Consider the following 23,742-nt stretch of genomic DNA (forward strand, 5'->3'; position numbering starts at 1 on the left):
GGCTCGTATAATCCGGGGCAGGGCTAAGCCGCTGGCGTTCCCTCGCCGCCGCGCTAAGCTCCCTCGCAAATTAGGGAGACCCACCATGGACAAGGAAGTCATCGAAGTACCCGTGATGTCGGCAAAGGTGCGCGCGCTCGGCCTGCCGTGCTCGACGGCGGTGCGGGCCAACGGCTTCGTGTTCATCTCGGCGACGCCGCCGGTCGACATGGTGACCGGCGAGATGGTGCGCGGCGACATCGAGACCAGACCGAGGCGTCGCTGAAGGCGCTGAAACACTGCCTGGAAGCGGCCGGCACATCGCTGGACAAGGTGGTGATGGTGCGCATCTACGCCGTCAATTCCGGCTTCTACAATGCCATCGACCGGATCTATGCCAAGTATTTTGCCACCAATCCGCCGGCGCGCAGCTTCGTGCCGGTGGCGTCATGGCCGATGGAGTTCGATATCGAGATTGAGTGCGTGGCGGTGGCGTGAGGGCAGCTTGCGTCTCTCCTCGAACTGGCTTTGACAACTCCGAGACGCTGTGCGCCTGACCTTGGAGAATGCCTATCTCTTGGAGAAGCGTCCAAGTTCGATATCGTCATCAAGGTGACAACGCTTATACTTTGTTCCGCTGCCGCACCAGCAAAGCTCATTTCTGCCGGGCTTACGAGTCATAGTTTCGAACGTTGCGTTGTCTGGCACTTCGGCAGGATCAGGGCGCATACCCTCGGTCAATTCCTCCATATCCGCCGAGTTGGTCCAAGGCGAGCTTATCTCGGTCCCGGCTCGTGGCGAAACAGTGTGTGGATCGAGAATTAGACCAAACCAGCTCTCAGCCTTACTGATATATTTTCTGCGCCTGACATGATCGGACAAACTCGGTCCGCAAATCGGCAGCGGTTCTGTTGTAACGTGAATCGTTAATCCCGTTTTGCCACCCTTCAGTGAGACGGTAAAATCATGTTTCTTCCCATCGGCGCGAGCCTCTCTGACGATTTTTTGAATACCCTTGGTTAGAAATTCTATGGTCTTTCCACTTAACGTTAGAAGTAAAAGCCCTAAATTAAACTTCGCAGGTTGATCCGATTTCTCAAGAGCTTTCAAAATATTTGCTATCGGCGGCTTTGCCAGAACTGTCAGTATCCCTTCAGGAGTCTTTCTGCCGGGCACCCCTGCACGGCGAGCCATCATGGCGATGTCAAGCCCGGCGCTGAAGTCGTCAGCAATCATAACCATGCTGAACTTATCTTCGACCCACAGATTTGACTTAAGATGATAAGCTAGGATTCCAAGTTCTTGGGTTGAAACAAGTTTTTCATGATAACCAGAACGCCTCTCCAAATAACTTATAAGAGACAATGGCGTCGACAGCATCTCACAAATAACGTCTATAAGGAATACGTCCATTACCAAAGGCGCGATACGCTTAGTCGTTTCTACGTGCCTTAGAAATTGCCGAACTTGAAACGCAAGCGCCGGATAGTTGTCCGAGACGACGCAAAGAGGGATGATTCGATCAATCGTTTTCGGTCGAGTAATTATATTACCGCCACTATCGATCATGTCGAAATTAGCGTCCAAAAGAAGATCGGAGCAGCTGAGACACTGATCGTATGCGTCTTGAACGGCTGCTGCAAAATCTGCACGAACAGCCTGGTCATTGCCTTTCCTGGCAGCAATAGTCAGCCGCTTTGATTTCCCCTGTATCACGAGAAATCTAGTTCCAAAGGCTACAGCTACGTCAATTTCCCCCTTCACTGTCTTGCTGCGATCGACAAATTTGACGTTTTCGTACACTGCATCGTGACCGAATACTGATCGTAGCCGCTCGGCGGTAAAATGCTCCGTAAAGCGGCCGCGGTTCTCCGCGGCAATCTCTCTGTAAGTCTTATCTGAAATCATCCAATAGAACGGCGATTCGTATATCGATTCTACAAAGCTATAGTGCTGAAAAAGTAAATATCTCTGGCCACCATCGATATCTATAAAAGGGTTAGAGTTTGCCGTGTTAAAATCACCGAGAGACTTAAATCCTGAATTTCTAGGCCTTGTTTTATCAGAAAAAGATGAAAAAATAGCCCTGACAATATCAATACTCAATTTTGTGGATTTGGCGACTTCATCTATGCTCAGAGTGAACACTTCTAGGAACGTCCAGTCATCTGGATGAGTCCTTCGAAGGATGCTGCGGTGGTTAAGTAGCCGGGCAGGTTGAATCGCCTTGATATGTGCTTCAACGGCAAGCAGGTCGCGAAGCGAAAACCCTTTGTTAGCGACTAGCCATTCCGCGTCAGCTTCGTATTTCTCGGCTGCCAGTGCGGCGTATTGAAAATCGTAGGCCGACTCGCCACCATAAAAGATCGGTTCCCTCATCGCGGCGCCTGAGTTGAAGGGATCAGCATTTTCTCTGCCCATCTCGACCGCGCGTCGCATTGCGATCATCATCGGTTCCATCAGGGCTAGGTGCAGTTCGTGCAGCAGTGCTCCGCTTTGATCTATATAGGACTGCATTGTTCGAGGGCCAGGGTGCCGCAAGTCCATTTCGCCTTGAGCGAGCAGGCCGATTAAGGTGGAAATTTCGGTTCTTGTGAGTTGTTCATTTCGATTTTTTTGGTGGATATCGTCAACTGATATTTTGTCTTTGAAAGTGAATACGTTATCTCGGAAACATATGTACGCAATGGCGTGAGCAAATCCGGGAGCCTTTGCGAGCTCTCGGAGCTCTTCAAAAACAGTCTGTTCACTTCGAGGTTTGCTATCCAACGTCGACATGGGAGTTCCTGAGAAAACAGGAATCAGTGTTTATCGGAAACAATATAGTATCTCGGAGCGGAATCTCCGGCAGGTGATCGTCGATCAGTTTGAGACGCGGAGCGTGACAACTGGGAGTAGCCTGGTGTTCGCGTAGGCGTGATACCGTCTTTGCTGGGAACAGGATTGAAAAGCTAGCCAGCCAAATCGATTGGGCAGCCCCTCTGGCCTGCTGACCATCTCCCCTACAGAGGGTAAAGATTCAGCCATCCCCCTAAGCAAAATACTCCTGCAGAGGCCGCACTTCGAGGTTCCCCGCCCGCAGCGCCGCAATCGCCTCGGCCACGGCCGCGGCCCCCGACAGCGTCGTGTAATACGGCACCTTCTGCATCAGCGTGGCCCTGCGCAGCGACTTTGAGTCCGACACCGCCTTCTGGCCATCGGTGGTGTTGAACACGATCTGGACCTGGCGGTTGCGGATGGCGTCCTCGATGTGGGGGCGGCCTTCGAGCACCTTGTTGATCTTTTCGGCGACCACGCCGTTCTCGGCGAGGAAGCGGGCGGTGCCGGAGGTGGCGAGCACCTTGAAGCCTTGCTCGGCCAGGCGCTTCACCGCCGGCAGGATGCCCTTCTTGTCTTCGTCGCGCACCGAGACGAACAGCGTGCCGGAGCGGGGCAGGTCGACATTGGCGCCGAGCTGGCTCTTGGCGAAGGCCAGCGCGAAATCGCGGTCGAGGCCCATGACCTCGCCGGTCGAGCGCATTTCCGGACCGAGCAGGATGTCGACGCCGGGGAAGCGGGCGAAGGGGAAGACGGCTTCCTTGACCGCGATGTGACCGGGATTGCGCGGGTCGGGCATGGCGCCGTAATGGGCGAAGGCGTTTTCCAGCGTCTCGCCGGCCATGATGCGGGCGGCGATCTTGGCGATCGGGCGGCCGATGGTCTTGGCGACGAAAGGCACGGTGCGTGAGGCGCGCGGGTTGACCTCCAGCACATAGACCGTGCCGTCCTGGATGGCGTATTGCACGTTCATCAGGCCGCCGACATTGAGCGCGCGGGCGAGCGCCGCGGTCTGGCGCTCCAGCTCGTCGACAAGGTCCGGGTGCAGCGAATGCGTCGGCAGCGAGCAGGCGCTGTCGCCAGAATGGATGCCGGCCTCCTCGATATGCTCCAGGATGCCGGAGACGAAGGTCTCCTTGCCGTCGCACAGGCAGTCGACATCGACCTCGATCGCGCCCTTGAGATAGGTGTCGAAGAGCAGCGGGTTCTTGCCGAGCAGCGTGTTGATCTGGCCGGTCTTGTCGTTGGGGTATTTCTGCTTGATGTCCTCCGGCACCAGGCCGGGCACGGTGTCGAGCAGGTAGGTCTGCAGCATGCTCTCGTCATGGATGATCTGCATGGCGCGGCCGCCGAGCACATAGGAGGGGCGCACGACCAGCGGGAAGCCGAGCTCGCCGGCGACGAGGCGGGCCTGCTCGACCGAATAGGCGATGCCGTTCTTCGGCTGGGTGAGGTTCAGCTTGTGCAGCAGCTTCTGGAAGCGGTCGCGGTCTTCGGCGAGGTCGATCATGTCGGGCGAGGTGCCGAGGATCGGGATGCCGGCCTTCTCCAGCGCGTCGGCCAGCTTCAGCGGCGTCTGGCCGCCGAACTGGACGATGACGCCGACCAGCTCGCCCGAGGCCTGCTCGGCGCGCAGGATCTCCAGCACGTCCTCCGCCGTCAGCGGATCGAAATAGAGGCGGTCGGAGGTGTCGTAGTCGGTCGAGACGGTCTCCGGATTGCAGTTGACCATGATCGCCTCATAGCCGGCATCGCGCAGCGCGAAGGCGGCGTGGCAGCAGCAATAGTCGAACTCGATGCCCTGGCCGATGCGGTTCGGGCCGCCGCCGAGGATGACGACCTTCTTGTGCGCCGACACGCGCGCCTCGTTGGCGGGTTCGCCGACAAAAGGCACTTCATAGGTCGAGTACATATAGGCGGTCGGCGAGGCGAACTCGGCGGCGCAGGTGTCGATGCGCTTGTAGACCGGATGAACGTCGAGCTTCTCCCGGGCCTTTTGGACAGCTTCGGCATCGGTCTTCGTCAGCGAGGCGAGACGGGCGTCGGAAAAGCCCATCGCCTTCAGCATGCGCAGATTGACGGCGTCCTGCGGCAGGCCGTGCTCGCGGATGCGCTCCTCCATGGCGATGATGCCGGCGATCTGCTCGAGGAACCACGGGTCGATCTTGCACATGGCGTGCACGTCTTCCAGCGAGGTGCCCATGCGGATCGCCTGCGCCACCATGCGCAGCCGGTCCGGCGTCGGCGTGCCGAGCGCGGCGCGGATCGCGTTGCGATCGTCGGTGTGACTGGCGGGCGCGCTGCCGTGGCCGAGGCCGGGGATCTCGATCTCGTCCAATCCGGTTAGGCCGATTTCCAGTCCTCGCAAGGCCTTCTGCAGCGATTCCTGGAAGGTGCGGCCGATGGCCATCACTTCGCCCACCGACTTCATGGCGGTGGTCAGCACCGGCTCGGCGCCGGGGAATTTCTCGAAGGCGAAGCGCGGGATCTTCGTCACCACGTAGTCGATGGTCGGCTCGAAGGAAGCCGGCGTCGCGCCGCCGGTGATGTCGTTCTCAAGCTCGTCCAGCGTGTAGCCGACGGCAAGCTTGGCCGCGACCTTGGCGATCGGGAAGCCGGTTGCCTTCGAGGCTAAGGCGGAGCTGCGCGAGACGCGCGGGTTCATCTCGATGACGACGAGGCGCCCGTCGGCCGGGTTGACGGCGAACTGCACGTTCGAGCCGCCGGTCTCGACGCCGATCTCGCGCAGCACCGCGATCGAGGCGTTGCGCATCATCTGATACTCCTTGTCGGTGAGCGTCAGGGCAGGGGCCACGGTGATCGAGTCGCCCGTGTGCACGCCCATCGGATCGAGGTTCTCGATCGAGCAGACGATGATGCAGTTGTCCGCCTTGTCGCGGACGACCTCCATCTCATACTCCTTCCAGCCGAGCACGCTCTCCTCGATCAGCACCTCGGTGGTGGGCGAGGCGTCGAGGCCGGACTGGACGATGTCGTAGAATTCGGCGCGGTTGTAGGCGATGCCGCCGCCGGTGCCGCCCATGGTGAAGGAGGGGCGGATGATCGCCGGCAGGCCGACATGGTCGAGCGCCTGGGCTGCGATCGCCATGGCGTGGCTGATATAGCGCTGCTTGCGGTCGCCTTCGCCGAGGTTCCAGCGGGTTTCCAGCGCGTCGAGCGCGGCGTCGAGATTTTCCGGGTTTTCCGCCTTGAGCGCGGCGCGCTCGGCCTCATGCGTCTTGCGGTCGGCGTTCTTGACGTCGGTGGCGTTGGCCAGCATCGAGCGCGGCGTCTCCAGCCCGATCTTGCTCATCGCCTGGCGGAACAGCGCGCGGTCCTCGGCCTTGTCGATGGCATGCGCATCGGCGCCGATCATCTCTACTTGATAGCGCTCCAGCACGCCCATGCGCCGCAGCGACAGCGCCGTGTTCAGCGCCGTCTGGCCGCCCATGGTCGGCAGCAGCGCGTCCGGCCGCTCCTTGGCGATGATCTTGGCCACCACTTCGGGCGTGATCGGTTCGATATAGGTCGCGTCGGCCAGCTCCGGGTCGGTCATGATGGTGGCCGGGTTGGAGTTGACCAGGATGACGCGGAAACCCTCCTCCTTCAGCGCCTTGCAGGCCTGGGTGCCGGAATAGTCGAACTCGCAGGCCTGGCCGATGACGATGGGGCCGGCCCCGATGATCAGGATCGACTTGATGTCGGTGCGTCTTGGCATATTCGAAAAATCCGTTCGGCGAGCGGCTTGCACGAAAAACCGGGACGGGGGGAGGACCCGGCCGGTTGTGCTTGCGATTCTGGTATCAGGCTAGGAGGGCCTTATAGGGAAGAGTTTTGCGGGATGTAACCCCGAAAATGAAGGGGAGTAAGCTGCGGATCGGTCTTCCCCGACGGCCTAATCCCTCTATTCGCCCAGCGCTAGTTCGTCCGTGATCTCGAAACGCTCGGAAACGCCGACGCGGATCATGTTCAGCGTGCCTTCACGCGTGAACCGCAATTCGTCGGGCGAATCCGAGCTGGCCGGCTGGCCGCCATGGAAGATGATGACGCGCGCTCCGCCGTCGGGCCAGGTCACGGTCACCGTGCTGTCGCCGTCCTTGCGGGCAACGCTGACGTCGCAGCGGGTCATTGGCTGGCCAATGCGGCGCGCGCAGGGGATGCCGCCTGCGGCGTGGGGGGCAGGGGCGTCGGGCTCGGCGCTAGCCGAGGTCGCGAAGGCGAGGCGGTAGGCGTCCTGCATGGCGGTCCTGCCGATCTCGGCGGCGGATGGTGGGTCGGCCGGCTCGCCGCCGCCCAGGCGCGCCGCTATGTCGGGCTGCGGTTCTTCGGGAGCTGGCTGAGGCGCGGCAGCCACGGCCGACGGCGCTGCGGTGTCTTCAGGGGGCGACGCAGGGTTGTTGGGGCTGAGGTAGCGCGCCGGCGCCCAGCCGGTTATGTGGGCGTCCTGCGTGTCCTCGACCTTGCACCACGGATTGTTGTTGACGGTCTTGCAGCCGTAATTCTTCAGCGCCGCGCCGTTGGGCAGGCGCGCTTCGATCTTTCCGCCCGCTGAAGCGGTAGCGCGAATGTTGAGCAAATCATCCGGCGCGAGGCCGCCGATGATCGAGATGATTGTCCCGGGGGCATCCTGAGCCAGGGCCGACAGGGGGGTGAGCAGCAATGGAGCGGCCAAGAGTGTCTTCAGCGTCGGTCGGAGCGTAGCTTTGCGCTTCATCTTTTGGCTGCAATGTCCCAGGCGCAATCAGATATAGGCGGCGGGTCCGCCGGATGTCATCCTGAATTTAGCGGCGATTGTGAGGCTCGGGACGCGCAAATCTCGCTCAGGCCGAAAGCTCGATGTCGGCGGTGCCGACCGCCGGCAGATCCTTGTCGCCGTCAGCCGCGGCAATCACGCTGTCGAGCAGGCCGGGGAAACGCTTGTCGAGGTCGGCGCGGCGCAGCGTGATCAGGCGGCTGGTGCCGACCGCTTCGCTGCGGGTGACGCCCGCCTCGCGCAGCTTGGCTAGGTGGTAGCTGAGATTGGTCTTGGAGGCGAGGTCGAGGAACTTGCTGCAGTTCATCGGCACGCCTTCCTTGCGAGCCAGATAGCGCACGATGGAAAGCCGGGTCGGGTCGCCGAGCACGGCAAGCACGATCGGCAGGCTGATCTGGTCGGCGGTTGGATGGGGCAGGCTCATGACCCAGAATTAAGCACAAACGGCACGAACTTCAACGCGGCTCCCTTTCCGCCGATAGATATAGCCTCTTTCGTCCGGTCCGGTCCTGACACAGGGCTGTCAGCAGGGTTCAGCTATTTTCTCCCAGCTCGGTTGACATCATGCCTTGTTATGTCCAATTGTTCAATAACTTTTGAACTAAGGACAATTCTCATGGACAAGCGGATCTTCTGGCTGGCGCTCGGGTCGTTCGCGATCTCGACCGAAGGCTTCGTCATCTCGAGCCTTCTCCCCGACATTGCATCCGACGCCGGCATTTCCGTGCCGCTCGCCGGCTCGCTGATCACCGCCTTCGCGCTCGCCTATGCCATCGGCGCGCCGGTGCTGGCGACGCTGACCGGCGAATGGGACCGGCGGCGCGTCATCCTGTGGACGCTGGTCTTCTTCGTCATCGGCAATCTGGTGGCGGCGGTGAGCTCGTCCTTCGAGCTGCTTTTGATCGCGCGCATCGTCATGGCTCTGTCGTCCGGCCTGTTCGCCGCGACGGCGCAGGGCACGGCCGTGGCGCTGGTCGACGACCATCACCGGGCGCGCGCCATTGCTGTCGTCGTCGGCGGCACCACGGTGGCCGTCGCCGTCGGCGCACCGCTCGGCGCGCTGGTTGCGGCGATCGCCGGCTGGCGCGGCACGTTCTTCGCCATCGCCGCGCTCGGCGCGCTGTCCGGCGCGATCCTGTGGTGGCGGCTGCCGCGCGGCATCATCGGCACCAGGCTGCCGCTGAAGCGCAGGCTGGCGGCGGCGGTGCGCCCCGGCGTGATGCCGATCCTGCTGACGACGGCGCTCGCGCTGGTCGGAGCCTTCACGGTGTTCAGCTTCATCGCGCCTTTGGCCATCGAAGGCGGCGGGCTCTCGCCGATCGCGCTGCCGGGCATGCTGCTCGCCTTCGGCGTCGGCGCCGTCATCGGCAATATCGCCGGTGGGCAGGCCGCCGACCGCTTCGGCGCCACACGCACCGTCGCCTGGTCGCTGACGCTGTCGGCCGCGATGCTCGTCACCTTCTCGCTGATCCCGGCCTTCCTGCCGCACCATCTCGCCGGACCGGCGCTGATGGCCATGATGGTGCCGTGGGGTATCGTCGGCTGGGCTTTCCCGCCGGCGCAGGCCAGCCGCATCATCAAGCTTGCGCCCGATGCCGCGCCCATCGTGCTGTCGCTCAACGCCTCGGCGCTCTATCTCGGCGTCGCGCTGGGCGCGGTGGTCGGCGCCGCGGTGCTGCGCTTCGGCGTCCCGGCCGATCTCGGCTTGGTTGCGGCGGTATTCCCGATCGTCGGCCTGGGCGTCGTGCTGGCCGGTCGGATGTTGGCTAGCCCTGCCGCAATGCCAGCCGAGTAAGCCGGTACACAGAGCCTGATTGGCGGCCGCTTCTTCAGACAGAAGGAGCGGCCGCCGGCATTTCCAGGTCGAGCTCGGCCACGGCGTCCAGTGCGGCGCGCAGCTTTGCCGCCTGCTCCGCGCCGACCTTTTTCTCGAACTGCTGCTGCGCGACTCTCCAGAGCTTGAGCGCTTCGTCGAGCTTGGCCTGACCTTGTGGCGTCAGCCGCACGCGCTTGACACGGCGGTCGTCCTTGTCGGGAAAGGTCTCGACATAGCCGTCGCGGATCAGCGGCTTCAGCGTGTGTCCGAGCGCCGAGAGGTCCATGATCAGCGCCTCGGCGATGGTGCCCATTGCCGGCTCATCGCTGACATGGATCTGAAAAAGCAGCCCGAACTGCGTGCCCTTGAGGCCCGACGGCGCCAGCGCGTCGTCGTAGAAGCGGCCGAGGCTGCGCGCGGCGCGCCGCAGCGTGGCATTGTTGCAATCGCTGAATCCGGGCTTGCGAGCTTCGGTCATTGGTCACTCCTTGCCGGCGCAAAGACGCGCCGGCCTGCCGCAGAAATAGTTTTTGCAGCTGCCGTTGACAAGATAGTGGCATATACCTACTTCGGAAAAAGTGGCATATGCCACTAAAAGAAATGTGGGACTCGGCGGATGATGCGATCACCGGCGCTGGGCGAAGTAAACAAAGGAACAGGACAATGAGCACGAAGGACAACAAGGGTACGGCCGTCATCACCGGCGCATCGTCGGGCATCGGCGCGGTCTATGCGGACCGGCTGGCAGGGCAGGGCTACGATCTGGTGCTGGTGGCGCGCCGCGCCGACCGGCTGCAGGAGGTGGCGGACAGGCTCGCCTATGCCTACGGCCGCAAGGTCAAGACGATCGTCGCCGACCTTGCGGTCGATGCCGATCTGCGCCGCGTCGAGCAGGCGGTCGCGATGGATGACAGCGTGACGCTGCTGATCAACAATGCCGGCGTGGCCGGTCTGGAGACGATTGCCGACGCCGACGCCGACACGGCGGAGCGCATGATCAAGGTCAATGTCATTGCGCTGACCAGGCTGACCCGCGCGGTGCTGCCGGGCCTGCTTGCGCGCAATCGCGGCGGGATCATCAACATCGCCTCGGTCGTCGCCTATGGCATCGCCGTCGGTGGCATCTACAGCGGCACCAAGGCCTATGTCGCGAACTTCACCGAAGCGCTGCAGAAGGAAGTCGCCGGCACCAATGTGAAAGTCCAGTCCGTCGTGCCCGGTCCGATCCGCACCGAGTTGTGGGACGTCTCCGGTATAAGCCTCGACAGCATCAATCCTGACTGGATCATGAGCGCCGACGATTTGGTCGACGCGGCGCTTGCCGGCTTCGCCCAGGGCGAGACCGTCACCGCGCCCGGCCTTGCCGACTCAGCCGGGCTGACGACCTATCTCGGCGCCAGGGACCAGTTCTTCGGCAGCCTGTTCTCCGGCAAGCCGGCGGCGCGCTACGCGGTCTGAAGATTGCGGCAGCGCTGATTTTCCTCGCCCCCGCAAAGCGGGGGAGAGGTGGCCGCGAAGCGGCCGTAGAGGGGGCTTCGTAGGGCGAGTTTGTCGCCGAATACTTGGTTGCGGTGGCGCGAGTCCCCCTCTCCGTCTCGGCTTCGCCGAGGCACCTCTCCCCCACCTTCGTGGGGGCGAGGAACCGGTGTTTTATACTGGCCGCCACATCTGCAGGATCGAGGCGGCCAGCAGCAGGCCAAGCACGATGTTGAGCGCGCGCCACTGGCGCTCCGTCTTGAGCAGACGCGCAAGCAGGGTTCCCGCCGCGCACCACAGCGACAACGAGAAGGTTGCGGCCAGGCCGAAGACGGTGCCGAGCAGCAGCGCGAGTTGCAAGGGACCGTCGGCGAGCGCCGCGAAGGACGCGGCGGCTCCGAGCCCCATTGCCCAGCCCTTCGGGTTCATCCACTGGATGCCGGCGCCGCCGAAAAAGCTGTTCGGCCCGGCCATGCTGATGTCGAGGTTGGGCGGACCGCTGCGGCCAATCTTGATGGCCAGCCAGATCAGATAGAGCGAGCCTGCTATCTTCATGGCGAGTTGCAGGGACGGCACGGCTGCAAGCAGGCCGGCGAGGCCTGCCGCGCCAGCGGCCGCCACGGTCGCCAGCCCGGCGGCGCTGCCGGCCATCAGCGGCACCGACCGGCGAAAGCCGAATTGCGCGCCGGAGGCGGTCGACAACGTCGTGGCAATGCCGGGCGTCGAGGTCGAGATCAGCGCAAACAGGACGAGCGGGATGATGGTTTCGGACATGCGGCTTCCCAGTCAAAGAAGCCGGCATGCTTAGGCGCTTGGCAGCATCAGTAAATGCAATGTTTGATATAGTTAGCATTAGAGTTTATAATGCAGGCCATGATCCGCGATCTCGACACGACCCTCATCCGCACCTTCGTCACGACGGCCGACAAGGCCAGCATGACGGCGGCCGCCAACGCGCTCCACCTGACGCAAGGCGCCGTCAGCCAACAGGTCAAACGATTGGAAGAGGTGCTGGGGCAAAGCGTTTTCGAGCGCGATCGCCGCGGCCTCAAGCTGACGCAGGTGGGTGAGCGGCTGCTCGAGAAGGCAAGGCGCCTGCTGCAGCTCAACGACGAGATCCTCGCCGAAATCAGGGGCAGGGCGGTTGCCGGACAGGTGCGGATCGGCGTGCCTTACGATCTCGTCGGCACCCTGCTCGCGCCCGTGCTGAAAGCCTATGCCGAAGCCTATCCGCAGGTGGAGATCTCGCTGGTCTGCGCCTCGTCACCGGAACTCGCGGCGGCCCTGGCGGCGGGCACGATCGACCTGGCCGTCATCGAGGAGCGCGTCGGTCCCAGCGCCGGCGAATGCCTGCTCGTCGACCGGCTGGTATGGGTCGGCGCCAGAGCCGGGACGGCGCGGCTGAAGCGGCCGCTGCCGGTTTCGATCGTCGCCGACACCTGCGCCTTCCGCCCGGCAGTGCTGGCGGCGCTCGGCGAGCACGGGCTCGACTGGCGCACCGTGTTCGAGAACGGCAACATCGACGCGACGACCGCTACGGTGCGCTCCGACCTTGCCGTCACCACCTGGCTTGCCTCGACGGTGCCGGCCGATCTCGACATCCTGTCCGATGCCGGTCTTCCGGCGCTGCCGAATTTCTCCGTCAACCTGCACCTGCCAAAGCATGCCACCGCGCCAGCGGCAAAAGCTTTTGCCAGCCACATCCGCGAGGGTCTTTCCCGCTATCGCCAGGCGGCGTAACGCGAGCGCCTCAGCCATTCGCTGCCGCCATGGCGACCGCCATTTGCGCTTCGAAAGCGCGCTTGAAGGCCGGCCGCGTCTCTCCGCGGGCGACATAGGCGGCAAGGTTCGGAAATTCGTTCAGCAGCCCCGATCTGAGCAGTCGGCGCAGCACGGCCACCATGACAAGGCCGCCGGCGCTGAAGTCGCCATCGAGCCAGTCGGAATCACCGAGATGGCGGGAGAGTTCGCCCAGCCGCTTGCGGATGCGGTCGTCTACCAGGGGCAAGCGCTTATCGTGCCACGGCGCATCGCGCTCCAGGATCACGGCGGTTGCGCGCTCGAGGATCGGCGGCTCCACCGTGCTGTAGGCGGCGAACATCCAGGCAACCGCGCGCGCCCGGGCGTTCGCATCGTCCGGCAAGAGGCCCGCGTGACGCTCCGCGATGTGGAGGACGATCGCGCCTGACTCGAACAGAGCGAGATCGCCTTCTTCGTAAGTCGGGATACTGCCGAACGGGTTGAGCGCTAGATGCGGGGGTTGTTTCATCGCAGCGAACGAGATGAGACGAACGTCGTAAGGTTGTCCGACTTCCTCGAGCGCCCAGCGCACTTGCATGTCGCGCGCCAGCCCTCTGCCGCCATCGGGCGAGCGTTCAAAGGCGGTGATGGTGAGTTTCATCGGCGGCTCCTGATCATGGCGTCGAAAGGCATCGGTCGTGGGCGAGGCGTCGGCGAGGCCGGCCCGCCCGCATCCCAATGCTACTTCCAGGTCCTGCGTCGTTCGAGCTCGGCTTCGGAAGGCTCCTGCTGGGCAAACGAGCCCGTGCGGATTTCGCCCGCGCGCTCATAGGTCGCCATGATGACGCCGGTGGTGGAAGCCTGCGATTTGACGAGCCTGAAGGCCGCTGGCATCGCGTTGTCGCCGAACAGCCGCTTGCCCTTGCCGAGCAGCAGCGGAAAGATCATCAGCCGGATCTCATCGATCAGCCCTTTGGCGAGCAAGGTCTGGATTAGATTGCCTGACCCCTGGATAAGCAGGTCCGGCCCGTCTTCCTGCTTGATCTCCTTAAGCCTAGCAACGACATCCGGTCCGAGCGACTGCGTGTTCTGCCAGGTCAGCGAATCCGGCCGGTGCGTCGCCACATATTTGATCGCAGGGTTGAAGACGTCCGCTATCTGATCCTTTTGATATGGCCAGTACGCGGCGAAAATGTCGTAGGTTCTGCGGCCGAGCAGGAGGGCGAAGGGTTTGGAGAACAATTCCTCCATTGCGGTGCCTGCCACCTCGTCGAAATAATGAAAGGTCCAGCCGCCGAATTTGAAGCCGCCGACCGGATCCTCTTCCGGCCCGCCTGGCGCCTGCATGACACCGTCGAGGCTGACGAATGTGGCGGCGATGATCTTGCGCATCTATCTTTTCCTTTTCGCTGATCCGCGCCCTCGCGGCCGGATCTGGCCTGGTCTCCGAAAACCGATTCCCACTTTTCGGGATCATGCTTCTAGGACGAACGGCAAGGCCGTTTTCCGACACGGCCTCGCGAATTTCTACCGCGTGTTGTCAGCGCGAATGATCCGTGACGAGCACCAGACATCGCCGAAAACGGCGGTGGCGGTGCGGTCGGGCGCCTTGTCTTTCCTGAGCCAGATCGATCGGGTGCGCGCGGCGCGCTCGAGGGTCGGTATTTTCGCGCCCGGCTCGGCGGCGGAGGCGCCGACGCAAGGGATGAACCGAAAGCCCATGAAGGGCCGGCAGGCAAAGCCGTTTTCCAGGCGGGTTACGAGGGCCGCAAGACCGAGGCGAACACCTCCTCGATGCGCGGATCGGCCGACCGTGCCTGCGCGGCCATCAGCCTGGCGTAGAATCTGCGGGCTTCGTCCGTGTCGGCCATGCGCCAAGAATAGCGCGTCCGGCTGGAATGTCGCGCTCAGCCGGCGATGGTGTCGTAGAGCAGCTTGAAGTTGAGAACGAGTATGACGGCCGCCACCGCCCAGGCCAGCGCCGCAACGCTGCGCGGTATGGCGAAACTGCCCATCTTCTTCCTGTCCGACACGAACTGCACCAGTGGTATGACGGCGAAGGGCAGTTGCATCGACAGCACGACCTGGCTGAACACAAGAAGCTCGGTCGTGCCCTTCTCGCCGTAGAGCGCGGTGACGGCCACGACCGGGACGATGGCGATGCCGCGCGTCAGGAGACGCCGCGCCCATTGCGGGACGCGCAGGCGCAGAAAACCTTCCATGACGATCTGGCCGGCAAGGGTTGCGGTGACGGTCGAGTTGAGGCCGGAGGCGAGCAGCGCGACGGCGAACAGGATCGAGGCGATGCTCAGGCCGAGAAGCGGCGACAGGAGCTCGAAAGCCTGGCCGATCTCGGCAACTTCGTGATGGCCTGTATCGTGGAAGGCGACTGCCGCGACGATCAGGATCGACGCGTTGACGAACAGCGCCAGGATCAGCGCGATGGTCGAATCCGTCGTCGCCCATTTGATGGCGTCGCGCTTGCCGGTCTCGGTTCGCTCATAGGCGCGGGTCTGCACGATCGAGGAATGCAGATAGAGATTATGCGGCATGACCGTCGCGCCGATGATGCCGATGGCGATGTAGAGCATCGCCGGATTGGCGACGATCTGCGATGACGGCACGAACATCGAATGCAGGATCGTGCCGGCCGGCGGTGCGGCGACGAAGATCTGGATGGCAAAGCAGCCGAAGATGATGATCAGCAGCGCCACGACAAAGGCCTCGAGATAGCGGAAGCCCCTGTTCATCAGCAGGAGCACCAGGAAGGCGTCGAGCGCAGTGAGGATGGCGCCGCCGATCAGTGGAATGCCGAACAGAAGCTGCAGCGCGATCGCTGTGCCGATGACCTCGGCGAGGTCGCAGGCGATGATCGCCAGCTCACAGGCGATCCAGAGCATCAGATTGACGGGGCGCGGATAATAAGCGCGGCAAGCCTGGGCGAGGTCGCGGCCGGTGGCGATGCCGAGACGCGCTGCGAGCGCCTGCAGCAGGATCGCCATCAGGTTCGACAGCATGATGACGAAAAGCAGGGTGTAACCGAACTGCGCGCCACCGGCGAGGTCCGTCGCCCAGTTGCCCGGGTCCATGTAGCCGACCGAAACCATGTAGCCTGGTCCCATGAAGGCGAACAGGCGGCGGAACCAGACGCCGCTCCGTGGCACCGCGATGGAGGCGTTCACCTCGCGCAGGCTGGGCTGCACGTCGTCCGGCCTGTCGAACCGCCACGCGGGTCGGGCTACGGTTGCTGCGTCGGCATCAGACATGGATATTTCCGCCGGAACGTATCGAACGTGCCCTTAATCTATGCCATAGCTCAACATTATGCAATATGCTATATTTTATTGATCATGCTTTCGTGATCAACCGAAGCAGGTTCCAAGGCGGGTGACCGCAAACTTCGGTTGAGCCTGGCCGGTAATGCAAATAAACGGCCGGACCGTAAGGGGTTCGTGCTATGGATGCGATCCGATTCAAAGCGACAGAGCATGATGTCGTCCGAAACCGGTTCGCACTTTTCGGCATCAGGCTTTAGGGGCTACCAGGAGGAGCGCATATTGGCGCTGAGGAACAAACCGGTTCGACGCGAAGAGCCGCTTCCCGATGCCGAAATCCATTCGGAAGGATTCCGGCAGCAGCGCCAGGCGCGCCGTAGCGCGCTGGTCGAGGACTATGTCGAACTGATCGCCGATCTGATCGAAGACGGCAACGAGGCGCGGCAGGTGGATATCGCGGCAAGGCTCGGCGTCGCGCAACCGACGGTGGCCAAAATGCTGACCAGGCTGTGCGCCGACGGGCTGGTCTCGCGAAAGCCCTATCGCGGCGTGTTCCTGACCGAGGCCGGCCGCAAGGTCGCCGAGGAAAGCCGCATCCGCCACCAGACGGTGGAGGCCTTTCTTCGCTCGCTTGGCGTCAGCGCCGAGACGGCGCGCATCGATGCCGAAGGCATCGAGCACCATGTCAGCGCCGAAACGCTGGACGCCTTCCGCCGGGCGATGACGGACCGCCGGGCGTAGAGTTCGATCGGCCTGAGTGCTTGAAAACGGAACCGACTGATCTTGGCCGCATTACTTTCCACATCGCGCGATCATCGCGCATAGGGAGGAAGCAATGGGCATCGAACAGGCACCGACCGCCAAGGGAAAGCAGGCGGCCAGGGGATTGCAGCAGGCGGCCGCCGGCGACGAACGCAAGACCGAGGCCGAGACCGGCCATCCGCTGAAGAAGGGCGCGGCACGTTTCGAGGAACGGTCGAAGAGTTCGGACGGCAAGAGCGCCGGCGCCAAGCAGAAAAGCTGAGGTTCTTGGCCTGTTTATGGGGAGTGGAATTAACCAGCCGATCGGAGTTTCCTCCGGCCCACGCATTTTTCGGGCGCGAAAATTCTGTGACTTAGGTTGGCCGTTGCGATAGTTGTCAGCACGGGGCGGTCGCGGGCCAGCCCCTCCAGGATATTCGCATTGCGAGGAGTTGCCATGCTTTGGAGAGGCCGTCGTCAGAGCGACAACATCGAGGACGACCGCAGCGACAGCGGCGGTGGCGGCGGATTGGGCGGCGGCGGTCAGTTCCGCATTCCAATCGGCGGCCGCACCGGCGGTGGCGGCAGCATCCTGCTGGTCATCCTGGTCGTGCTCGCGGGATGGTATTTTGGCTTCGACCCATCGCAGATCCTCGGTGGCGGCGACGGCGGTCTGCTGCCGGATGGCGGCGGCCAGATCACCGAGACGCAGGACAATGGCAACGCGCCTGCCAATGACGAGATGAAGCAGTTCGTCGCGACCGTGCTTGCCGATACCGAGGACACCTGGACCGGCATTTTCAAATCCCAGGGATTGACCTACGAGGATCCCAAGCTGGTGCTGTTCAGCGGCCAGGTTCGTTCGGCCTGCGGTTTCGCTTCGGCGGCGGCCGGGCCGTTCTACTGCCCGGGCGATCACAAGGTCTATCTCGACATGACCTTCTTCCAGCAGCTTGACCAGCAGTTCGGCGCTTCAGGCGAGTTCGCGCGGGCCTATGTGGTGGCGCATGAGGTCGGTCATCACGTGCAGAACCTCACCGGCATCATGGGCAAGTTCAACCAGATGCGGCAGGGCATGAGCGAAGTAGACGCCAACCAGCTGTCGGTGCGCATCGAGCTTCAGGCCGATTGCTTCGCCGGGGTGTGGGCGCATTTCACCCAGCAGAAGGGCATTTTGGAGCAGGGCGACATCGAAAGCGCGCTCAATGCGGCCAAGCAGATCGGCGACGACACGCTGCAGAAGAAGATGCAGGGCTATGTCGTGCCGGAAAGCTTTAACCATGGCACCTCGCAGCAGCGGCAGACCTGGCTGGCGCGGGGCTTCAAGAGCGGCAAGCTGTCCGACTGCAACACGATGAGCGGTCCGATTTGAGAGGCGCTGCCGCTTCATTTTCCGTGACAGTCCGCGATCGGCGGCAGGCTGGCAAGTGATGTCAGCATAAGACATTTGCGTTCGTTCGCGGATTGTTCCCGCCGCTGACGTCGCCTATAAGGTCCATCCCGCCTGTGCCCCCAGGGCGGATGAGGAGCTTGTCACCATGATCGACTCGAGAACCGCCAAGCGGGGCCTTGCGCTCGTTTTCACGACGCTTTTGCTCGACATCATCGGCTTCGGCATCATCATGCCGGTGCTGCCCGCCTATCTGGAGGAACTGAGCGGCGTCAGCGTCAGCGAGGCCGCGATCGAGGGCGGATGGCTGTTCTTCGTCTATGCTGCGATGCAGTTCTTCTTCGCGCCGATCATCGGCGGCCTGAGCGACCGTTTCGGGCGCAGGCCGGTCCTGCTTGCCTCGGTGCTGACCTTCTCGATCGACAATTTGATCTGCGCCATTGCTTGGTCCTATCCGATGCTGTTCATCGGCCGCGTGCTCGCCGGCGTTTCCGGCGCCAGCTATTCGACGACATCGGCCTTCATCGCCGATATCTCGAACGACGAGAACCGGGCGAAGAATTTCGGCCTGCTCGGCATCGCCTTCGGCGTCGGCTTCGTCATCGGCCCGGTGCTGGGCGGACTGCTCGGCACGTTCGGGCCGCGTGTGCCGTTCTATTTCGCCGCAGCGCTTGCCTTCGTGAATTTCCTGATCGCGATGGTGTTCCTGCCCGAAACGCTGGACGAAAAACACCGCCGGCACTTCGAGTGGAAGCGCGCCAATCCGGTCGGCACGCTGATGCAGATGCGCAATTATCCGGGTATCGGCTGGATCGGGCTGGTGTTCTTCCTGATGACGCTCGGCCATATGATGTATCCGGCGGTCTGGGCGTTCGTCTCCAACTATCGCTATGGGTGGAACCAGCAGCAGATCGGCTTCTCGCTCGGTGCCTTCGGCCTGTGCGGCGCGATCATCATGGCGACGGTGCTGCCGCGCATCATTCCGAAGCTCGGCGAGTGGAGGACAGCGGCGATCGGGCTGACTTTCACCGCGCTCAGCGCTTTCGGCTATGCGTTTTCGACGCAGGGCTGGATGATCTATGCGGTAATCGTGGCCGGCTGTCTGGAGGCGCTGGCCGACCCGCCGCTCAGGAGCCTCGCCGCCGCCAAGGTGCCGCCCTCGGCGCAGGGCGAATTGCAGGGTGCGATGACCTCCATCTTCTCGATCACTTCGATCATCACGCCGCTGCTCTATACGGCGATCTTCTCATGGTTCACGAGCCCGACCGCGCCGGTCGTGTTCGGCGGCGCGCCCTATGTTCTCGGCGCGATCTTCCTGACGCTGGCGGTCATCGTCTTCGTCACGAAAGTGGCCAGGCCGGCGCCGAAGGAAATCGAGCGCATGCACACGCAGGAAGCAGCGGTGACGGAAGCGGCTTAGGCTTGTGGTTGAGTTAGGCGCGCTCTGCCATCGCTGCCTCGCCGCGCCGCTCGCGGATCAGGTTGACGAAGCGACGGAAGAGGTAATGCGAATCCTGCGGGCCGGGCGAGGCTTCGGGATGATGCTGGACCGAGAACACTGGCCGGCCGGTGAGCGCGATGCCGCAATTTGAGCCGTCGAAAAGCGAGACATGGGTTTCCTCGACGCCTTCCGGAAGCGAGTCGGCGTCGACGGCGAAACCATGGTTCATCGAGACGATCTCGACCTTTCCGGTGGTGTGGTCCTTGACCGGATGGTTGGCGCCGTGGTGGCCCTGATGCATCTTCTCGGTCTTGCCGCCGAGCGCCAGCGCCAGCATCTGATGGCCGAGGCAGATGCCGAACACCGGAATGTCGGTCTTCAAGAGGTTCTGGATCACCGGCACGGCATACTCGCCGGTCGCTTCCGGGTCGCCCGGGCCGTTGGACAGGAAGATGCCGTCCGGCTGCATGGCGAGGATTTCCTCCGCACCGGTCTTGGCCGGGACGACGGTGACCTTGGCGCCCAGGCCCGCCAGCAGGCGCAGGATGTTGCGCTTGACGCCATAGTCGATGGCCACCACATGCATCGACGGCGCGTCCTGCTCGCCATAGCCCTCGTTCCAGATCCAGGGCGTCTCGCGCCAGACCGAGGACTGGCCCGACGTGACTTCCTTGGCGAGATCGAGGCCGATAAGGCCTGACCAGGCCGCGGCCTGGCGCTTCAGGTCCTCGATGTCAAAGACGCCGTCGGGCGCATGCGCGATGACGGCATTGGGCATGCCCTTCTCGCGGATCAGCACGGTCAGCGCGCGGGTGTCGATGCCGGACAGCGAGACAATGCCGCGCCGCTTCAGCCATTGGTCGAGATGGCCGGCGGCGCGATAGTTGGACGGGTCGGTGACATTGGCCTTGAAGATCGCGCCGACCGCGCCGGCGCGGGCCGCCGGATGCAAATCCTCGATGTCCTCGTCATTGGTGCCGACATTGCCGATATGCGGGAAGGTGAAGGTGACGATCTGGCCGGCGTAGGATGGATCGGTGAGGATCTCCTCGTAGCCGGTCAGCGCCGTGTTGAAGCACACTTCCGCAACGGCCGATCCGGTGGCGCCGAGACCGCGGCCCTCGATCACCGTGCCGTCGGCGAGCACCAGAAGGGCGGTCGGCTTTTCGGTGGCCCAGGGGGCGGTGGTCGTGGCCATGGCGGCGCTCCTGTCAGGCGCTGCGACTGGTCAACGGGACCACCCGCGCGGCAAAGCGCGCGAAGCAGGATGTCCCAGCCCTCGCGCGTCAACTCATTGTCTCATGCAGGACTGAGTACATAGGGGAAGGCGCGGGAGCGGTCAATGCGGACACCCGTCAGCCAGCTCCGTTTTCCATTCGTCCAGCAATATCAGTGGCTTGTGGGAATTTGCGTTACCCGTTCGACGAAGCTATTGTCCGCCGCATTCGAAGGAGAAGCACAATGCGCGAGAAAATCGCCGAATCCATGAAGAGCGCGATGAAGGCGCAGGACAAGCACCGCCTGCCGACGCTGCGGCTGATCCAGGCCGCCATCCACGACCGCGACATCGCCAATCGCGGCGCCGGCAAGCCGCCGGCGAGCGAGGAGGAGATCCTGCAGATCCTTGCCAAGATGGTGAAGCAGCGCGAGGAATCGGCCAAGGCCTTCGAGGACGGCAAGCGGCCGGAGCTGGCGGCGCAGGAGCGTGGCGAGATGGAGATCATTCGCGAGTTCCTGCCGACGCAGCTCGACGACGCGGCGATCACGGCCGCGGCGCGCGAGGCGATCGCGGCGACCGGCGCCACCAGCCAGAAGGACATGGGTAAGGTGATCGGCGCGCTGAAGCAGAAATATGCCGGCCAGATGGATTTCGCCAAGGCGAGCGCCATCATCAAGGGGCTGCTGCAGTAGGGCCCGGCCTCGCTAGTCCTGGCAGATCGGCACCGGCTGCGGGGGTGACGCCGGATGGTCCTTCTTGTATTGCGCGATGATCGGCTCAAGCGTCTGCTTGGGCCAGAATTTGGGCGTGCCGATCTCCTTCAAGCAGGAGGCGTTCCAATAGGTGCCCGCACTTGAGAGCGCCTGGCCTGCGGCCTTGGCGCGCGCAACGGCGGCGATGTCGCGCGATTCCGGATAGATGTAGAGCGTCGTCGGGCTGTTCTTCACGAGGGGGATGATCTGCTCGGCATCGGCCGGCGACCAGCTGGTGCAGCCATTGCTGCGGCCGCCCGCGTAATTCACCAGCTTGCCGTAGGGCACAAAGCCGTCATGGTCGGCGTAAGAGCTTTGCGGGTTCTTGCGCATGCACAAGCCCTTCAGGATGGCCGCCGGATGCCCGCCGATGACGCGCTGCCTGGCGTTCGCCGCTTCCCCTTCGCCGTCGAACTGGATGAAGCTGCGCATGAACACCGCGTTCTGCGCGCCGATCCGATAGTAGCCTTTGAAGGACGTCTTGGTTTCCGCCGTCATATAGGCGCCGCCGGCCGTCAGCTCGGAATCCATCGCGTTGCCGAAATTCTTCGCGCAACGCCTGCCGTTGGAGAAATCGGCGACGCCTTTCAGGTTGCGGCCGCCGCCATGGCCGGAGGAAACCGCGCGGAAGATCTGCTTCGCTTCGCAGATGATGTAATAGCGCTGGCCAAGCGCGCTGTTGCCCAAGTCACCGGGGCGCGTGGCATCCATGGCGAAATAGCAGGGGTTGCTGACCGAACCGTCTCTGACCTTCTTCTGGTAGAGCGCGCGTGCCCGCTCCAGCACGACCTCAGAGATCTGTCCTTCGCCATCGCCGACATGGCGCTGCAACCAGTCGGGAATGGTCGATGGCCGCAAGGCGGCAAATGAGCTGGCCGATGCCGTCAGCGCGGCCAGGATCGCGACAAGACAGAAGATGGCCGCGCCCAGCGGAACAGATGTCAACCGCACCGTTTTGCCCTCCTGTCGGCATGTCTCATACCCGTGAATCACTCGGGCCGATCATAGAAGGTCTCGCGCGCATCGGCGAAACACTTCTAGTTTAGCGACGACTTTTGGAGGTCGGATTTTCGACCTGCTTCGATTGCGCTACGATTTGATTCAGGCGCGCCCACGCCTCCTCCCTCCATCGGGAAGCATTGTTCATGCAGGGCAGTCCATCACCAACCACCTGTTCGAGCGCTACGCATAAGGAGGGATTTGCCAGATATCGGCGATATCCGGTTGCCGAACCCACTCGACCTGTCGCTGTTCGACAAAGCCTGTTTCCTGAACAAGGGCGAAATCCAGTTCCAGGCGACTTGAGAGCCATCCGGGTGGCGGCTATCTGGGTCTCGACAGGGAAACGAACCATGGTCGAGATCGTCAAACCAGCGCTCGAACATTTGCCGTCCTACAAGGCGGCGCTGGAGCGCGGATGGTCGCCCGACAATGTGCGGCTGCTGGAAGCGACGAGCGAACAGCTCGCTGCGATCGAGAAAGATCCTGTCGAATTTCTCGCCAGCCTGGACGACCTTGAGGCCAAGGGGTCGCCCATCACCTTGCCCGACGGCACGACCGTGCCGCGGCTGCCCGGCTTCCGGCGCTGGATCTGGGACGGCGAGGCAGTCGGCTCGATAGGGCTGCGCTGGCAAAGAGGCACATCGGCGCTGCCGCCGCACGTGCTTGGCCATATAGGTTATGCGGTGGTGCCATGGAAAGAGGGACGCGGCTACGCCACCGAAGCGTTGCGGCTGATGCTCGGCGAGGCGAGGGCAGTGGGCCTGGATCATGTCGAGATCACCACGGACCTTGATAATCTTGCATCCCAGAAGGTGATCCTCGCCAATGGCGGCATCCTTATCGGGCGCTTCGCCAAGGTCGCCGCCTATGGTGGCGCGGAAAGCCTCAAATATCGGATCGATCTTTAGATCGAAGCGGTTGCGCGGTCACTCGCCGGGCCTTGCCAGCCTGCCTTCTTCCGCCTTGTGGTAGAATTGGCTTGCCACGAGCCAGCCTTTGAGCGGCCTGAGCGGCGGAATGCAGGTCGCGAGAACGATCGGGATCGAAACGAAGGTGTGGAACCACATGGAGGGTTCGAAGGTCACCTGCGCCCAGACGGCGAACAGCACCGAAGGCACACAGGCAAAGCAGATCACGAAGAAGGCCGGGCCGTCGGCGGGGTCGGCAAAGGAATAGTCGAGCCCGCAGACATCGCATTTCGGTGCCAGCTTCAGGAATCCGTCGAACAGGTGGCCCTCTCCGCAGCGCGGACAGCGCCCGCGGATTCCCACTTGCCAGGGCACCAGTGGTGGATAATGCGCAAGGTCTTCCATGATCGTCGCTCCAGTGGAACTCGCGTAA

General features: G+C 62.9%; 22 protein-coding genes and 2 pseudogenes. 11 read left to right on the forward strand and 13 right to left on the reverse strand.

The annotated features are described in order from the left end of the window. Nucleotides 1-85: 85 nt before the first annotated feature. Nucleotides 86-477 (forward strand): annotated as a pseudogene (locus P9272_RS36090) (RidA family protein). Between the two features lie 72 nt (nucleotides 478-549). Here P9272_RS36090 and P9272_RS22925 read toward each other — a convergent pair. The 4 genes from P9272_RS22925 to P9272_RS22940 all read right to left on the reverse strand — a co-directional run bounded on the left by P9272_RS22925 (nucleotide 550) and on the right by P9272_RS22940 (nucleotide 7,973). Further along, nucleotides 550-2,757 (reverse strand): SEC-C domain-containing protein, encoded by a 2,208-nt coding sequence (locus P9272_RS22925; RefSeq protein ID WP_278162286.1) that lies wholly within the window; start codon nucleotides 2,755-2,757, stop codon nucleotides 550-552. 253 nt (nucleotides 2,758-3,010) lie between these two features. Continuing rightward, nucleotides 3,011-6,514, reverse strand: coding sequence for a carbamoyl-phosphate synthase large subunit (gene carB, locus P9272_RS22930; protein WP_278162287.1), 3,504 nt, complete (start codon nucleotides 6,512-6,514; stop codon nucleotides 3,011-3,013). A 186-nt stretch (nucleotides 6,515-6,700) separates the two neighbouring features. Then, a complete protein-coding gene (locus tag P9272_RS22935) occupies nucleotides 6,701-7,510 on the reverse strand; it encodes an SH3 domain-containing protein (RefSeq protein ID WP_278162288.1) in 810 nt (269 codons plus the stop codon). 106 nt (nucleotides 7,511-7,616) lie between these two features. Further along, entirely contained in the window at nucleotides 7,617-7,973 is a 357-nt protein-coding gene (locus P9272_RS22940; protein WP_128258326.1) for a helix-turn-helix transcriptional regulator, read from the reverse strand. A 192-nt stretch (nucleotides 7,974-8,165) separates the two neighbouring features. On the opposite strand from P9272_RS22940, the gene P9272_RS22945 reads away from it, so the two are divergent. Beyond that, nucleotides 8,166-9,344, forward strand: a complete 1,179-nt coding sequence (locus tag P9272_RS22945; protein ID WP_278162289.1) for an MFS transporter — start codon at nucleotides 8,166-8,168, stop codon at nucleotides 9,342-9,344. A gap of 34 nt (nucleotides 9,345-9,378) precedes the next feature. On the opposite strand, the gene P9272_RS22950 is transcribed toward P9272_RS22945, so the two are convergent. Then, a complete protein-coding gene (locus tag P9272_RS22950) occupies nucleotides 9,379-9,843 on the reverse strand; it encodes a MarR family winged helix-turn-helix transcriptional regulator (RefSeq protein ID WP_278162290.1) in 465 nt (154 codons plus the stop codon). Between the two features lie 185 nt (nucleotides 9,844-10,028). Between P9272_RS22950 and P9272_RS22955 the strand changes: the two genes are divergently transcribed. Then, a complete protein-coding gene (locus P9272_RS22955; RefSeq protein WP_278162291.1) occupies nucleotides 10,029-10,823 on the forward strand; it encodes an SDR family oxidoreductase in 795 nt (264 codons plus the stop codon). Nucleotides 10,824-11,015: 192 nt separating this feature from the next. On the opposite strand, the gene P9272_RS22960 is transcribed toward P9272_RS22955, so the two are convergent. Beyond that, nucleotides 11,016-11,615 (reverse strand): LysE family translocator, encoded by a 600-nt coding sequence (locus P9272_RS22960; protein WP_278162292.1) that lies wholly within the window; start codon nucleotides 11,613-11,615, stop codon nucleotides 11,016-11,018. 99 nt (nucleotides 11,616-11,714) lie between these two features. Here P9272_RS22960 and P9272_RS22965 point away from each other — a divergent pair, with 99 nt between their 5' ends. Then, nucleotides 11,715-12,581: a LysR substrate-binding domain-containing protein gene (locus P9272_RS22965; protein ID WP_278162324.1), complete on the forward strand. Its 867-nt coding sequence runs from the start codon at nucleotides 11,715-11,717 to the stop codon at nucleotides 12,579-12,581. Nucleotides 12,582-12,591: 10 nt separating this feature from the next. Here P9272_RS22965 and P9272_RS22970 read toward each other — a convergent pair whose 3' ends face one another. From P9272_RS22970 to P9272_RS22985, 4 genes are all read right to left on the reverse strand, one after another. Further along, nucleotides 12,592-13,242 (reverse strand): glutathione S-transferase family protein, encoded by a 651-nt coding sequence (locus P9272_RS22970; RefSeq protein WP_278162293.1) that lies wholly within the window; start codon nucleotides 13,240-13,242, stop codon nucleotides 12,592-12,594. A gap of 80 nt (nucleotides 13,243-13,322) precedes the next feature. Then, nucleotides 13,323-13,973 carry a dihydrofolate reductase family protein gene (locus tag P9272_RS22975; protein WP_128258320.1) on the reverse strand — a complete coding sequence of 217 codons (651 nt, stop codon included), beginning with the start codon at nucleotides 13,971-13,973 and terminating at the stop codon, nucleotides 13,323-13,325. A gap of 135 nt (nucleotides 13,974-14,108) precedes the next feature. Further along, the gene (locus P9272_RS22980) at nucleotides 14,109-14,303 is read right to left on the reverse strand and encodes a hypothetical protein (protein WP_347404061.1); all 195 of its coding nucleotides are present in this window, start codon (nucleotides 14,301-14,303) and stop codon (nucleotides 14,109-14,111) included. 185 nt (nucleotides 14,304-14,488) lie between these two features. Next, entirely contained in the window at nucleotides 14,489-15,847 is a 1,359-nt protein-coding gene (locus P9272_RS22985) for an Nramp family divalent metal transporter (RefSeq protein ID WP_278162294.1), read from the reverse strand. A gap of 291 nt (nucleotides 15,848-16,138) precedes the next feature. Between P9272_RS22985 and mntR the strand changes: the two genes are divergently transcribed. From mntR to P9272_RS23005, 4 genes are all read left to right on the forward strand, one after another. Beyond that, on the forward strand, nucleotides 16,139-16,597 hold the full coding sequence (gene mntR / locus P9272_RS22990) for a manganese-binding transcriptional regulator MntR (protein ID WP_128258317.1): 459 nt from the start codon (nucleotides 16,139-16,141) through the stop codon (nucleotides 16,595-16,597). Between the two features lie 94 nt (nucleotides 16,598-16,691). Beyond that, nucleotides 16,692-16,880: a hypothetical protein gene (locus P9272_RS22995; RefSeq protein WP_128258316.1), complete on the forward strand. Its 189-nt coding sequence runs from the start codon at nucleotides 16,692-16,694 to the stop codon at nucleotides 16,878-16,880. A gap of 174 nt (nucleotides 16,881-17,054) precedes the next feature. Next, the gene (locus P9272_RS23000) at nucleotides 17,055-17,969 is read left to right on the forward strand and encodes a neutral zinc metallopeptidase (protein WP_278162295.1); all 915 of its coding nucleotides are present in this window, start codon (nucleotides 17,055-17,057) and stop codon (nucleotides 17,967-17,969) included. Nucleotides 17,970-18,135: 166 nt separating this feature from the next. Then, entirely contained in the window at nucleotides 18,136-19,407 is a 1,272-nt protein-coding gene (locus tag P9272_RS23005; protein WP_278162297.1) for a TCR/Tet family MFS transporter, read from the forward strand. A gap of 13 nt (nucleotides 19,408-19,420) precedes the next feature. Here the strand turns inward: P9272_RS23005 and carA are convergent, their stop codons facing one another. Then, nucleotides 19,421-20,626, reverse strand: coding sequence for a glutamine-hydrolyzing carbamoyl-phosphate synthase small subunit (gene carA, locus P9272_RS23010; protein WP_278162298.1), 1,206 nt, complete (start codon nucleotides 20,624-20,626; stop codon nucleotides 19,421-19,423). A 263-nt stretch (nucleotides 20,627-20,889) separates the two neighbouring features. On the opposite strand from carA, the gene P9272_RS23015 reads away from it, so the two are divergent. Further along, complete coding sequence (locus tag P9272_RS23015; protein WP_278162299.1) at nucleotides 20,890-21,339, forward strand: GatB/YqeY domain-containing protein; 450 nt, start codon at nucleotides 20,890-20,892, stop codon at nucleotides 21,337-21,339. Nucleotides 21,340-21,351: 12 nt separating this feature from the next. Here the strand turns inward: P9272_RS23015 and P9272_RS23020 are convergent, their stop codons facing one another. Further along, nucleotides 21,352-22,350 carry a hypothetical protein gene (locus P9272_RS23020; RefSeq protein ID WP_278162300.1) on the reverse strand — a complete coding sequence of 333 codons (999 nt, stop codon included), beginning with the start codon at nucleotides 22,348-22,350 and terminating at the stop codon, nucleotides 21,352-21,354. 243 nt (nucleotides 22,351-22,593) lie between these two features. Here P9272_RS23020 and P9272_RS23025 point away from each other — a divergent pair. Both P9272_RS23025 and P9272_RS23030 read left to right on the forward strand, forming a co-directional pair. Continuing rightward, nucleotides 22,594-22,704, forward strand: a pseudogene (locus P9272_RS23025) (DNA helicase); the annotation flags it as partial. A 47-nt stretch (nucleotides 22,705-22,751) separates the two neighbouring features. Next, nucleotides 22,752-23,309: a GNAT family N-acetyltransferase gene (locus tag P9272_RS23030; RefSeq protein WP_128258310.1), complete on the forward strand. Its 558-nt coding sequence runs from the start codon at nucleotides 22,752-22,754 to the stop codon at nucleotides 23,307-23,309. Nucleotides 23,310-23,327: 18 nt separating this feature from the next. Here P9272_RS23030 and P9272_RS23035 read toward each other — a convergent pair whose 3' ends face one another. After that, complete coding sequence (locus P9272_RS23035) at nucleotides 23,328-23,714, reverse strand: DUF983 domain-containing protein (protein ID WP_128258309.1); 387 nt, start codon at nucleotides 23,712-23,714, stop codon at nucleotides 23,328-23,330. Nucleotides 23,715-23,742: the final 28 nt, after the last annotated feature.

The sequence above is a fragment of the Mesorhizobium sp. WSM4976 genome (assembly GCF_029625685.1).
GTDB lineage: Bacteria > Pseudomonadota > Alphaproteobacteria > Rhizobiales > Rhizobiaceae > Mesorhizobium.